The 12,899-nt window shown below is 36.0% G+C and carries 13 protein-coding genes; 1 reads left to right on the top strand and 12 read right to left on the bottom strand.

Translation table 11 applies throughout. From position 1 onward, the window contains the following. Positions 1–135: 135 nt before the first annotated feature. From secG to ATZ35_RS15990, 9 genes are all read right to left on the bottom strand, one after another. Entirely contained in the window at positions 136–372 is a 237-nt protein-coding gene (secG, locus tag ATZ35_RS15950; RefSeq protein ID WP_010765524.1) for a preprotein translocase subunit SecG, read from the bottom strand. A 131-nt stretch (positions 373–503) separates the two neighbouring features. Beyond that, positions 504–779: a GNAT family N-acetyltransferase gene (locus tag ATZ35_RS15955; protein WP_086279022.1), complete on the bottom strand. Its 276-nt coding sequence runs from the start codon at positions 777–779 to the stop codon at positions 504–506. A 2-nt stretch (positions 780–781) separates the two neighbouring features. Beyond that, positions 782–1,054, bottom strand: coding sequence for a (4Fe-4S)-binding protein (locus ATZ35_RS15960; RefSeq protein WP_208928104.1), 273 nt, complete (start codon positions 1,052–1,054; stop codon positions 782–784). Between the two features lie 155 nt (positions 1,055–1,209). After that, on the bottom strand, positions 1,210–3,000 hold the full coding sequence (locus tag ATZ35_RS15965; RefSeq protein WP_208928105.1) for a heavy metal translocating P-type ATPase: 1,791 nt from the start codon (positions 2,998–3,000) through the stop codon (positions 1,210–1,212). Positions 3,001–3,176: 176 nt separating this feature from the next. Continuing rightward, positions 3,177–5,645, bottom strand: a complete 2,469-nt coding sequence (locus tag ATZ35_RS15970; RefSeq protein WP_208928106.1) for an HAD-IC family P-type ATPase — start codon at positions 5,643–5,645, stop codon at positions 3,177–3,179. Positions 5,646–6,235: 590 nt separating this feature from the next. Then, complete coding sequence (nadE, locus tag ATZ35_RS15975) at positions 6,236–7,063, bottom strand: NAD(+) synthase (protein WP_208928107.1); 828 nt, start codon at positions 7,061–7,063, stop codon at positions 6,236–6,238. Between the two features lie 81 nt (positions 7,064–7,144). Then, positions 7,145–8,617 carry a nicotinate phosphoribosyltransferase gene (locus ATZ35_RS15980; RefSeq protein WP_208928108.1) on the bottom strand — a complete coding sequence of 491 codons (1,473 nt, stop codon included), beginning with the start codon at positions 8,615–8,617 and terminating at the stop codon, positions 7,145–7,147. Positions 8,618–8,698: 81 nt separating this feature from the next. Beyond that, positions 8,699–9,109 (bottom strand): GtrA family protein, encoded by a 411-nt coding sequence (locus ATZ35_RS15985; RefSeq protein WP_208928109.1) that lies wholly within the window; start codon positions 9,107–9,109, stop codon positions 8,699–8,701. A 220-nt stretch (positions 9,110–9,329) separates the two neighbouring features. Beyond that, positions 9,330–9,686, bottom strand: coding sequence for a DUF1827 family protein (locus ATZ35_RS15990; protein ID WP_086279015.1), 357 nt, complete (start codon positions 9,684–9,686; stop codon positions 9,330–9,332). A gap of 156 nt (positions 9,687–9,842) precedes the next feature. Between ATZ35_RS15990 and ATZ35_RS15995 the strand changes: the two genes are divergently transcribed. Further along, positions 9,843–10,601 carry a MerR family transcriptional regulator gene (locus tag ATZ35_RS15995; protein ID WP_208928110.1) on the top strand — a complete coding sequence of 253 codons (759 nt, stop codon included), beginning with the start codon at positions 9,843–9,845 and terminating at the stop codon, positions 10,599–10,601. Between the two features lie 127 nt (positions 10,602–10,728). On the opposite strand, the gene ATZ35_RS16855 is transcribed toward ATZ35_RS15995, so the two are convergent. The 3 genes from ATZ35_RS16855 to ATZ35_RS16005 form a co-directional block, all read right to left on the bottom strand. Further along, positions 10,729–11,175 carry a hypothetical protein gene (locus tag ATZ35_RS16855; RefSeq protein WP_244148181.1) on the bottom strand — a complete coding sequence of 149 codons (447 nt, stop codon included), beginning with the start codon at positions 11,173–11,175 and terminating at the stop codon, positions 10,729–10,731. Between the two features lie 233 nt (positions 11,176–11,408). Then, on the bottom strand, positions 11,409–11,936 hold the full coding sequence (locus tag ATZ35_RS16860) for a hypothetical protein (protein ID WP_244148182.1): 528 nt from the start codon (positions 11,934–11,936) through the stop codon (positions 11,409–11,411). Between the two features lie 110 nt (positions 11,937–12,046). Continuing rightward, positions 12,047–12,898 (bottom strand): HAD-IIB family hydrolase, encoded by an 852-nt coding sequence (locus ATZ35_RS16005; RefSeq protein ID WP_208928111.1) that lies wholly within the window; start codon positions 12,896–12,898, stop codon positions 12,047–12,049. Position 12,899: the final 1 nt, after the last annotated feature.

The following is a 12,899-nucleotide window of genomic DNA, read 5'->3' on the forward strand; positions in this document are numbered from 1 at the left end:
ACCTCATCCTCATTTTAGCACATTATCCTTTGAAAACCTTATGAAAAGAAAGGTTTTCCTGTAACTTTTCATATGTGCCTATTCAATTTTTTAAAAGAAAAAAAGCCCCTCAGTAAATGAAGGACTTCAAAGGTCTTACTTTGATGATAATAATACTAAAATAAATAATAGTAACATCCAAACCGCACCAATAATTGCTGTTGCACGTTGCATAACAGCTTCAAATCCACGTGCTTTTTGTTTACCGAAAAGTTTATCTGCACCACCTGTAAACGCACTTGCTGCACTGTTTTGTTTACTTGGTTGCATCATAACGGCAATAACCATCACTACTGAAAGGATGATTACAAGTGTTAAAATAAAATTATACATAGTCTAATTCTCCCTTATTCACAAAATACATCTATTATACTTTAGCATATTTTTCAGACAAATACCAGTTCAACTTTCGTTCCTAGTTTAAAAAAGATCTGTGCTGATCTAATCCAGCACAGATCTTTTTTCTATTTTCTTAAAACGTCCCCATATTCAGGTTTTGTATCAAACTCTTTTTTAGCAAAAGGACAAAGCGGAATGATTTTCTTTCCTTCACGGCGTGCTTTTTCTACACCATTTAAGACCAATTTTTCCGCTAGTTTTTGACCTCTGTATGTAGGGTCAACAAAAGTATGATCGATGATCATCATTTTATCACCAGCATTCGACCAAGTCATTTCACCAATTTCTTGATTTTCATCATTAAATAATACAAAGCGATTTTCTTCTTCTTTAATTTCCATAGCTATTTGCCATCCTTTCGAATGTATTTTAACGCACCACTTGGACAAGTATTGATCACGCGGATATCTTCTTCAATACCGCCATTATCAGCTATGATCCATGGACGACGTCCCACTTCAAAAACAGCTTTATTTCCACGAACACAGTTTCCAATATGGGCACAAATATCTTTGCTGTAATAAATGTCCAAATCCTCACCTGAATATTTACGATACCCTTCTTCTAAAAGCATCTCTTCTGTCACTGCTTTGTCGTTTATTTTACTTCCATCCATCTTGTTTTCCTCCTAATGTATAAGCTAACTTTCAACGTTAACTAACAATAAAATTACATCTGTTTTTTATTAGTTTCTTCTTTTGATTCTAACAACTTAAGTCATTTGCTGCAACTATCTTTTCTCGCTAGCCACACACACTTTCTTCATTGTACTCAGTCATTCTTGGCACGTAGAGAGGATAGAATAGAAACAGTATCCACTACTTCTTGTAAAATTGCACCAAATAACGCTGGTATAATTCCCGTACTTGCGATTAACATCAAGATTGTACAAATCAAAATTCCGATCAAGACAGATTGTTTGGCGATTTTCATTGTATCTTTTGAAATCTTTACAGCTGTACTTACTTTTTCTAGGTCATCTTTTAAGATAACAGCATCAGCGGTTTCACTCGCTGCTGTTGCCCCGTGAGCCCCCATTGCAATGCCAACATCAGCAATTGCTAAAGAAGGCGCATCATTTACACCATCTCCAACCATGATTACTGGACGTTTGGAAGCTGTAATTTTCTTTAGCACATCTATTTTATCTTGGGGTAAGCATTCTGCGTAAACTTCTGTAATCCCAACATCTTTAGCAATCGTATCTGCAACTGTTTGATGATCTCCTGTCACCATCAGCAAATGGTTCACGTTTAGTTTACGTAGTTCTTCCATTGTTTTTTTCGCTTCTGGACGAATGGTATCTGTAAAAGTGATGTAGCCTAAGAACACTTCATCCTGAGAAATGTAAATCGTCGTCTGATCTACGATTTTTTCTATTTTTTGGTGTGAGACGAATGCAGGTTTTCCCACACGAATCTCTTTTCCTTCAATTATAGCTTTTACCCCAGAACTTGTTACTTCTGCTAAATCAGAAACTTCTTTTAACTTTTTGGGCGTATCTTTATATGCAAGGAGTGAGCGCGCCAAGATATGAGTTGATTCTTGTTCAGCACTGGCTGCTAACACTAACAATTCTTCTTTAGAAATACCGGACTCTGGTACAATTTGAGCTACTGATAGGGCACCTTTTGTAATCGTTCCAGTCTTATCAAAGGCAACTGATTGTGTTTCCGCCATTTTCTCCAAGGTCGTTCCTGTTTTTACAACGATTCCATTTCTGCTTGAACGACTCATTCCAGCAACAAGTGCGATCGGTGCTGCCAAAATCAGCGGACATGGCGATGCTACAACTAAAACTTCAGCAAATCTAGTTGGGTCTTTTGATACAAACCAAGCAACACCTGCAATTACATATGCGGTAATCGTAAATGGAATGGCGTAACGATCCGCCATTCTAACAAAGTGAGCTGGTTGTGCTTCAGATTCTTTGACTAGTTTAACAATGGTTTGATACTGGCTGTCTGCTGCACTTTTTTCCGCTTTCATCGTGATAGAGCTATCCCCATTGATTGATCCAGACATCAATGGATCCCCTTGATTTTTATTTTCTGGGCGAGATTCTCCAGTTAATGAAGATTCATCAACAGTTGATGATCCTTTTATGACAACCCCATCTACTGGAACTATTTCTCCTGGCTTTACGACTAGCTCATCATCAACTTTGACTTTCTCAACACTAATATCCAGTAGAGTCCCGTCAACCAACTGATGGGCTTTTTGAGGTGAGTTATCAAGTAATGACTTTAATTCTTTATTGGCTCGTTTAGCAGCGTAGTCTTCTAAAGAATCACCACCAGTCAGCATGATCAAGATCATCAAACTTGCCCAATACTCACCTACCGCTAGTGTCGCTACAATCGCTGTAATCGCTAATATATCTACTCCATATCTCCCTGATTTTAAGGTTTTAATCATTTCAACCAACATAGATAAAGTCATTACTGAACCTGTGATCACAATGATGCCAAATGCTAAAGAAGCTTGGTGAAAAACAAATTCAAATAATAGCGCTAAAATACCTGTAACGATTGTTATGATCAATTTCGTTAAATGTTTCATTTTTACTCCTCCTTTTTCCCCTCTTCATTCTCTATTACTAAGATTACGCTCAGTTAAACAAATAACAAAGGTAAAAGCCTTAAATGAAAATGATTGTCATTCTTACTACGTCAACATAAAAAAAGGTGAAACACTTCCTCTTTTTGGAAATGTTTCACTTTTTTTATTTTTATAAGTTAAATCACACGCTTCTTCTTTTTGATTTTTCTATTTTCACTTCTTTTTTCAAATTCATGTACTGCTCTAGTCATAAATAAAGAGATGTAATTGAAAATTGATCGACTACCTAAAATCAACGGCAAGTAGAAGAGTACATTTCTTGTGAAGAGTGAGGTTAGCATAAAGAAATCGCCAAAGAATAGGAAACAAGCAATGAATGCTATCAATAGCAAACCAATCATGATTTGTTTTTTCAAATCAAGTGGTCGAGCTGCTTTTAATAACACTTGAAAACCAACACAGCCAGTTAGCAAGACACACATCGTGGAAACATCTTGATGGGATAAATCAAACCAAATACCCGCTAGTTGCAAGACTAAAATATTAAAAACGACTGTCAAAGCACCTGGAACTGAGATTCGCAAGATATTCGTTAAAAAATGTCCTTTGATTCGTTGATAATTAGGCTCTAACGCCAAAATAAAAGAGGGAATCCCTACTGTTAAGGTATTGATCGGTGTTAATTGTAACGGCGCAAATGGATAAGGTAAGAATAAAAAGATAAATGTTACAGCCAGAATCGCTGAGTAGATCGTTTTAACCATATACATCGATGCCACTCGTTCAATGTTATTGATTACTCTGCGACCTTCATTCAAGACTTGAATCATTGAACTAAAATCAGAATTCAACAACACGACATCGGATACTGCCCGAGCTGCATCACTTCCACTAGCCATTGCAACACTAACATCTGCTTCTCTTAATGACAGGATATCATTGACGCCATCACCCGTCATACACGTTGTATGTCCATTTTGTTTTAAGGCTTGAATCAACTCTCTTTTTTGATAAGGGGTCACTCGGCCAAAAACAGTTGTATTTTCAACCAATTCATTAAAATCTGCTGAATCGGAAATCGTACTCATATCGACAAAATTTTCTGCACCGGCGATTCCTGCTTGCTTCGCTATTTGTGATACTGTAATTGGGTTGTCTCCTGATATAACTTTTAGGGTAACATCTTGTTTAGCAAAATAAGAAAAAGTATCCACTGCATTCGCACGAATCGTATCCGCAATAATAAAAATCGCAACAGTCTCTTTTGTTTGTGGTAACTCTGGTCTAGTTAATTCTTCAGAAAAATGAACTAAGATCAACACACGATCTCCTTGCTCATTATAAGGAGCTAACTTTTCTCTTAAATCCGCTGGAACTTCTGAATAAATAAATTCTGGTGCCCCCATAACAAAAGATCCTTTTTCTTTAAACGTCACACCACTCCATTTTCGATCGGAAGAAAATGGAATCACTTCTTTGACTGTCCATTCCGTTTTAGTTAAAGGAAATCTCGTTCTCAGAACTTTAGCCGTAGCATTTTGATCAGATAAACCAGCCATCATTTCACTCATTGCACGTTCAATTTCACTAGCTGGAAAGCCTGCTTGCGGAATCAGTTCTTTAAAGGTCAACGTCCCATCAGTAATTGTACCGGTCTTATCCAAGCAAATCGTATCAACACGAGCAAGCGTTTCTATACATGATAGTCGCTGGATCAACGTTTGTTTTCTAGCTAAGTTAGCAGCACCGACGGCAAATGCAACACTCGTTAAAAGCATCAAGCCTTCTGGAATCATACTGATCAACGCACCTGAAACCCCTAAAACAGTTTTGGGAAATGACTGTGTCGATTGATACTGTGACCAAAAGAGCAATAAACCAATAGGAACAATGGCAAATGTTAATCCTTTGATCAAAAGATTCAACGAATTCATTAGTTCAGAGGTTGACGGTTTTTCTGTCTTAGCCTCTTTAGATAGTTTGGAAACAAAGTTGTCTTCTCCTACGGCATTGATTTTAACAAATCCCAATCCAGCGGTAATAAAACTACCACTCATGATTTTATCGCCATTTTGTTTTGTGATTTTATCCGACTCTCCTGTTAATAAGGATTCATCCACTTCCATTCCTTCAGCGTGTAAAACGATTCCGTCTGAAGGGACTTGGTTTCCTAAGGATAGAACTAAAACATCCCCCAGTACGATTTCATCTTGATAAATATTTAGTAATCGGTTATCTCTTAAAGCTGTAACTTCTGTTTTATTGACAATCGATAATTTGTCGATCGTTTTTTTGGCATGGATTTCTTGAATCACACCAATTGCTGTATTTATGATAATAATCCAGAAAAACAAAGCATTTTTCGGATACCCCACAGCAAAAACTGCGATTGCTAAAAATAGGTTGATAAAGTTGAATAATGTTAGTGAATTATCTAAAATGATTTGTTTTGTCGTTCTAGATAAATCTTCGACTTCTTTATTGTATTTTCCTTCTGCGTATAGCTGTTCGACTTCTTGATCGGACAAACCATTGATATCGTTTGGAATCCGAATGTCGTTAGTATTAACTGATTGTGTTTTTTCTTCAGATGAAAGAAACTCCTCGTTATCGATATTTCTTTTTTTCCTAAACCATTTTTTCATATTTTCATTCACCTTTTTCTTGCTGTAATTAATTCAATTGTAGAATAATTCATCGATTATTTCAGAGAACTAGTTTAAGTTTACACTTTTTTTAACCATTTGCACAAACTGAAGGTACTCTGATTAAAAATTCGCTAAAAAAAGAAAGGCTAAATTTTTAGTCTTTCTTTTTTAGTCTATTTTTGATGGGATTTGGTTGAGATTTTATTTATCTTTAGTTGTCTGTTAACCGAGTCATTTCAATCCACTCACTCATAACAGAGTGAGACGAAAGCACTCCAGCTCCTGCTAAACGATCACGCAATTTCAATCCACTCACTCATAACAGAGTGAGACGCGATTAAAGCCGGTGATGCTGATTGGTATGATATTTCAATCCACTCACTCATAACAGAGTGAGACTGTGAAAACAAGCGATTATCTACGAAAAATCGGTGACAATCACTAAATTCCCACGTAAAACTATTTAAACATTAAAATAAAATGATAAAAAGCTCTAAATAGCCCTTATATCTGTCCTTTTTTCGGTGCGAATCTCCCAGTAATTTTATGGGCACTTAGGGTTCGCACCAAAATGAGCTGATCATTTCTTATTTCCAGAAATCATCAAAAATAGAAATTGGCATGTGACGTTTATGTTGTGTTTTTTTATACCAACCTTCAATTATTTCTTTAGCTTTCTCTGATACTGTTTTTCCTTCAACATAATCATCGATATCATCATAGGTTACCCCAAGTGCTACCTCGTCCGCCACTAAAGGTTTGTCGTCTTCTAAATCAGCAGTCGGGATTTTCGTATATAATTCAGCAGGAGAACCTAACTCCTTTAATAAAGCCTTACCTTGACGTTTATTTAAACGGAATAATGGTAAAATGTCCGCTCCACCATCACCAAATTTTGTGTAAAAACCTGTAATATTCTCAGCAGCATGATCCGTTCCAATCACAGCCCCTGATTTTTCGCCTGCAATCGCATATTGGACGATCATGCGTTGTCGTGCTTTCATATTACCTTTATTGAAATCATTGATTGAAACACCTGACTCTTCAAGAGACAGCACACAGGCTGAAATCGCAGGTTTGATATTAACAGATAATGAGACGTCAGGTTGAATAAAATCTAAGGCTTTTTTAGCATCTGCTTCATCTGCCTGTTCACCATATGGCAAACGAACTGCAATAAACTGATAGTCTTTATCTTTGGTTTCGTTGCGCATCTCTTCCATCGTTAACTGAGCGAGTCGACCTGCTAGTGTCGAATCTTGACCACCGCTAATTCCTAAAACAAACGTTTTTAAAAAAGGATATTTGTATAAATAGCTTTTCATAAACTCAATACTTTTACGAATTTCTTCCTTTGGATCTATTTGTGGTTTGACACCTAATTCTTCGATAATGGCTTTTTGCAACGATTCCATAGAAATTTCCTCCTAAATAATATAAAAGCGTAGCGGGCTCACTCAGTCTCGTAGAAAAAAGCCCGCATCGTTAAATAATCGTTATTTTCCTTCACTTAATGCTTTTACATCTACACGGACTTTTTCCAGTAAACGCATTTTATGATTCCAACATTCAGTGGACAAATCGACTGGGTATTTTTGCGGATTAAGATCACGCTTATACTCTTCCCACAAAGAATCAAGATTTTCTTTCGCATAACTTTTGATTTCTTCCAAGGTCGGCATTGTATAAACTCGTTTCCCTTCGACAAAAATGTCTTGTAAAACAGCTCGAGCTTCAAAATCTCTAACAGTTTTGTTAATGAAGGTATGCACTGGATGGAACATATAGATTTCTTCCTGCTTACGAGGATCTTCATCCCATAATGTTACATAATCACCTTCAGATTTTTTATCCGATTTACGTGTGATCCGCCAAACTTGCTTTTTACCTGGCGTCGTGACTTTTTCTGCATTACTAGAAAGTTTGATCGTATCTTTCATCTGACCGTTTTTATCTTCAATCGAAACTAATTTGAATACTGCACCTAAAGCAGGTTGATCATAAGCGGTGATCAATTTTGTACCCACACCCCAAACATCGATCTTCGCTTTTTGCATTTTTAAACTTAAAATAGTATTTTCGTCTAAATCATTAGAAGCAAAGATTTTCGCTTCTGTATAGCCTGCTTCATCCAATTGTTCACGTACGCGTTTGGAAATGTAGGCCATATCCCCGCTATCAAGACGAACACCTAGGAAATTGATTTTGTCTCCCATTTCCTTGGCTACGCGAATTGCACTTGGAACTCCTGATTTCAACGTATCATAGGTATCTACTAAAAAGACACAGTCTTGATGAGTTTGAGCATAGGCCGTAAAAGCATCATAGTCATTTCCATAAGATTGTACTAGTGAATGAGCATGTGTTCCACTAACTGGTATGCCAAAAATCTTTCCAGCTCGAACATTACTCGTCGCATCAGCTCCACCAATGTAAGCTGCACGAGTTCCCCAAACAGCCGCATCTAATTCTTGTGCACGACGTGTGCCGAATTCCATTAATGGATCTTCACCGATCACGGATTTGATCCGTGCAGCTTTCGTTGCAATCAGCGTTTGGAAATTGACCATATTTAAAAGAGCCGTCTCGATCAGTTGACATTGAGCTAACGGACCTTCTACCTGAATCAATGGTTCGTTATTAAAAACTAGGTCTCCTTCTAACGCGGAACGAACAGTACATTTAAATTCGAACTCTTTTAGGTAGGTCAAAAAATCTTCTGGATAATCTTCAACTTCTCTAAGATAAGCAATATCTGTCTCTGTAAACGTTAAATTTTCTAAATAGTCAACTAAGCGTTCCAACCCGGCAAAAATTGCATAGCCATGGTTAAATGGCATTTCTCGAAAATAACATTCAAAAACTGAATGTAAATCTGCTCGTCCTAATTTCCAATAAGTCTGCATCATATTGATTTGATATAAATCCGTATGTAAGGTTAAGCTATCATCATCGTAAACTTTCTTCATCTCACTGTGCCATCCTTTATTTTTTCTAGAATTTTAACTTCAATTATAACAAAAAAACATTTTTTTAACTAAAATCTGCTTTTAAGGTGATTTTTTCTTAAAAATGAAAAACTTGCTGAAAAAGTAGTTCAATACGACGACTGCTACTTGGGTCACCATTTTTGCCCAAAATTCTGAGATATGCAGGACTTCGATCATCAAAATCATCAATGCCATATCCACTACAAAAGACAATATGCGATACCAATAAAACAGTAGCATTTCTCTTACAAAAGAACCAAAATCTTCATGATTACTGGCAAAAACAAAATATTTGTTTGTGAAAAATGCAAATAATACAGATAAAAACCAGCCAATCGTATTACTAATTTTATAGTCAATCCCTAAAACATCTTTGCAAAGAAAGAAGACAAGGATATTCACAATAGTTGTCGCTACTCCAAACACTAAATACGAGATTACTTCTTTGTATTTATGAAACAATTCTTTCAACAGCTACGCATCCTTTCACTCTATTTAACATTTTATCAAAGTTAACATAGAAATCATACTGCTTTACTACATTTTTCATCTTTTCTCAAATTTAAGTGAGTGCGAAACACTTTATAAAATCAGCTCGCTATACTGACGAAATCTGATCATTTTAACTTGCAAATAAGAAAAAAACCCCAGAAAAAGTGCTATTTCCACTTTCTCAAGAGTTTTACCTTTTTTATGATGGCTCCACATTTTTCTGAATCACAATAATATCTTTTCTCGGAGCACTAAAAGAATAACCATTTTTCTGCATTTCATTTTTAATCCCAATATGCACAGTGACTTCTTCTCTAGTCGTATTTAACAGTTTCTTGATCACATAATCAACCTCTTTTTTGTTGATCTTCTTCTTGGTATTAATCATGATGATATCGATTTTATCAAAGGCATCAGCATACACGATTTGTGTTCGATCCAATGCGTATAATTTAAAAAATTTGATCGCCTTTGTCCCAAAAACGAATTTAGTGATATTTGGATAAAAATACTCTAAATCTAAATTTCTATTAATCGGGGTTTCAATTAGTTTCATTTACTCAGCTCCTTTTTCCATAATAACTTTACATAAAAATTTTACTCTTTCAGTCCATTTTTGTAAATCAAAAATTTATAGTTATGTTATGCTATAAAAAACTTGACCTTCACGTTAAGTAAAGGTTTATGCTAGTTTCATGCAGGAGGGAAAAAGATGGAATACACGATCAAAAAAATTGCCGAATTATCTGGAATCAGCACGCGAACGTTGCGTTATTATGATGAAATCAACTTATTAAAACCGGCACGTATTAATTCTTCTGGTTACCGTATCTATGGAACAAAAGAAATCGATAAGCTGCAGCAAATCCTTTTTTATCGTTCGTTGGATATGAAATTAGAAGACATCCAAACGTTACTTGGCACACCAAACTATGATCCCCAACACGCGTTACAGGACCATTATCAAAAATTATTGGAAAAGCGGCGACAAATGGATCATCTAATCCTGACTGTAGAAAAAACATTACGCTATCAAAAAGGAGAGCTAATCATGACCGACAAAGAAAAATTTATTGGCTTTAAACAAGAAAAACTAGAGAAAAATGAAGCAACCTACGGACAAGAAATTCGAGAAAAGTATGGTGAGGAAACAGTGGCAGCATCTAATCAAAAGTGGCTAAATCTAAGTGAAGCAGATTTTAATCAAATGGAAACTGCAGAAAAAGAACTGATCGACGCATTAAAAGTTGTGATGGAGACCAAAGACTATCACTCGCAAGAAGCAGAAACAGTCTTTTTAAAACACAAAGAATGGTTAAGCTATACTTCACCTGCCTATTCAGCTGAAATGCACCGAGGCCTTGGCCAAATGTATGTAGCCGATGGACGATTTGCTGCTTACTATAATAATCGGGCCGGCGCCAATGCTGCACAAACCTTAAATGAAATCATTCAACAGTTTGCTAACTAGATAGTCATTAACATTACTGAATACTATCTACTAAAAAGAACCTTCTACCTAAGTGTACGAACCTTTTGAAGTTAGAATTTATCATCTAACTTCGAGGATTACGACATCCTTGATAGAAGGTTCTTTTTTAAATAACTGTCCCTTTTGTATCAAGTTCGATTGAACGCAGGATTTCTTGTACTTGTTGCTCTAAATCAAGGTCATCCATTTGAGAAGTAGCTGTTATTTCACACATGATCCAGCCATAATTATGACCTGTTTCAAAAAAATAAGTCGTATAATTGCTAGAATCTGACTGACCATTTTTACTAGTTTTGGTGGTGATGATATATTCGTTTTTGAACAAATCAGGATGTAACGTTTCGCTCGTTTTTTTATCGTTTATTTTACCGTCGTCTTCTAGCACTTGACCTACAAATTCTGATAAGCTAGTTGCATTTGACACTTGGCTCATGAGGATCGAAACATAGAGCGTGGGACTACTGAAGGCTTTACTTGCCAGTCCTTTTACTTCATCCGCTGATGACAATTCACCTTTTTCTTCATGAAAATGCTTTGGCAACTGAATTTTCAACGTTTCATTTTCATTGGTGACAGCAAGCTCACTAATCCTTACCTGCGTCTCTTGACCAATATTATCCTCATATTCCCCCTCAACCCTTTTTTCATATAAGGTTCGACCGTCGTCTTGTAAGTATGTTTTTGCACCAAAATAAACTAACGTACCTAGTACGGCTAGTAAAATAAGCGTTAAAACAGTGGTCTTGATTCTTCTTCTTTTACGCTTTGCAATAAAATTAGTATTTTTTAGTATTTCTTTTTTATAATTCGCCGAATGTTTGATTTGAGTGATATCATAGTAAAAAATTGTAGTGGCTGTTCTAGTCCATTTTTATTTATTTCGTCTGTAAAACCGACTAACAAGGTATATTGTCTGATCTTTGACGGAAAATTTCGAGTGTTTTTCTTTTTCAATTTAACAAATAACGCTTGATCATCTGAAAAATAATACGCTTGGTCATCTTCTTGGATTTCAATCGAAGCCATTTTATGAAACTCATTTGGTAACTGTTCTTTTATTTGCTGGAAATACGCTTCAAATGTTTCAGCTCGCAAATAACGGAACAAATAGACTACAATACCAGCTTCAATTAAAAAGACAGCAATCAGCAACCATCTAACGATTGATTCAGTGGCTCCAATTCCAATAGCGGTTCCCAACATGACCGCCAGCAGAATCAATAGATATTTTTGATAGGTCTTTAGATACAATTGTCGGATACCTGATTGATAATACTCTAAATCGTGTTCGATGTTTTCTTTATTTTCTTTCATTTATACTCCCCCAAAACGATAAAATAATTCTTTTACGTCAATGACCACGTATTTGTATGCCTATTCCAAAGTTCTACTAACTATTGAATTTTTTTTGATATGAAACTGCCTTATTCAATAATTTCTTCAAATATAAATTGTCCAACACCGCCGTCTAAACAGTCTCCAATAATTTTTTGACACTTTTCTTTGACGATTGGTTTTGCATTGCCCACTGCAACTGGAACATCGACAACGTCTAACATAGCTAAATCATTTTCACCATCGCCAATACCATAACTACGAGCTCCTGGATATTTTTTCATAAACTCATTGATCGCATTGCCCTTGCTACTTTTTGGATCAACGATTTCCAGACACTGAATAAATGAAGAGAAAACTTCTGCGCTATCACTACTTAACACGTCACGTAAAAGTTCGTGTTCTTGATCACTGGCTTCCATCAATTCAATTTTCATCACTTTTAATTCAGGATGTTCAGTCAGATAACGGTATGGATCGTCAACGTGCTGACACTGCTCTTTGAAAAAACTTTCTTTGAAGTCCATGATTTGTTTTCCCATAGCGCCCATTGGTTCAAGTTTTTTTCTTAAATCCAAAATATTTGTCTCGTATTTTTCAACTGCTTTTAAAATGATTCCTTCATTCGTATGAATGTGATAAAAAATATTGCGCTCCTCTAAAATAGCCATCGTTCTTTCACACTCAGCCATTGATAAACAGTGATTATACTGCACTGGTTCGCCAACTAATTTATAACCGCCACCATTGCTAAAAATAACATCACATTCACTATCTAACTGATCCATCAATTCAGTCAACTGTGCATACCCTCGTCCACTGATAAACACAAAATGATCCCCTTGCTTTTGCAGGGCATAAATTGCATCGTAATTGACTTGAGGTACCTCGCCACCAAGGTCTTGAAATGTTCCATCTATATCACAAAATACTACATTCATT

The organism is Enterococcus rotai (genome assembly GCF_001465345.1).
Taxonomy (GTDB): Bacteria; Bacillota; Bacilli; order Lactobacillales; family Enterococcaceae; genus Enterococcus_L; species Enterococcus_L rotai.

What these genes read in the sequence shown, in the direction of transcription:
- secG (WP_010765524.1), bottom strand. Translation starts at nt 372, where the DNA reads ATGTATAATTTTATTTTAACACTTGTAATCATCCTTTCAGTAGTGATG.
- ATZ35_RS15955 (WP_086279022.1), bottom strand. Translation starts at nt 779, where the DNA reads ATGGAAATTAAAGAAGAAGAAAATCGCTTTGTATTATTTAATGATGAA.
- ATZ35_RS15960 (WP_208928104.1), bottom strand. Translation starts at nt 1,054, where the DNA reads ATGGATGGAAGTAAAATAAACGACAAAGCAGTGACAGAAGAGATGCTT.
- ATZ35_RS15965 (WP_208928105.1), bottom strand. Translation starts at nt 3,000, where the DNA reads ATGAAACATTTAACGAAATTGATCATAACAATCGTTACAGGTATTTTA.
- ATZ35_RS15970 (WP_208928106.1), bottom strand. Translation starts at nt 5,645, where the DNA reads ATGAAAAAATGGTTTAGGAAAAAAAGAAATATCGATAACGAGGAGTTT.
- nadE (WP_208928107.1), bottom strand. Translation starts at nt 7,063, where the DNA reads ATGGAATCGTTGCAAAAAGCCATTATCGAAGAATTAGGTGTCAAACCA.
- ATZ35_RS15980 (WP_208928108.1), bottom strand. Translation starts at nt 8,617, where the DNA reads ATGAAGAAAGTTTACGATGATGATAGCTTAACCTTACATACGGATTTA.
- ATZ35_RS15990 (WP_086279015.1), bottom strand. Translation starts at nt 9,686, where the DNA reads ATGAAACTAATTGAAACCCCGATTAATAGAAATTTAGATTTAGAGTAT.
- ATZ35_RS15995 (WP_208928110.1), top strand. Translation starts at nt 9,843, where the DNA reads ATGGAATACACGATCAAAAAAATTGCCGAATTATCTGGAATCAGCACG.
- ATZ35_RS16860 (WP_244148182.1), bottom strand. Translation starts at nt 11,936, where the DNA reads ATGAAAGAAAATAAAGAAAACATCGAACACGATTTAGAGTATTATCAA.
- ATZ35_RS16005 (WP_208928111.1), bottom strand. Translation starts at nt 12,898, where the DNA reads ATGAATGTAGTATTTTGTGATATAGATGGAACATTTCAAGACCTTGGT.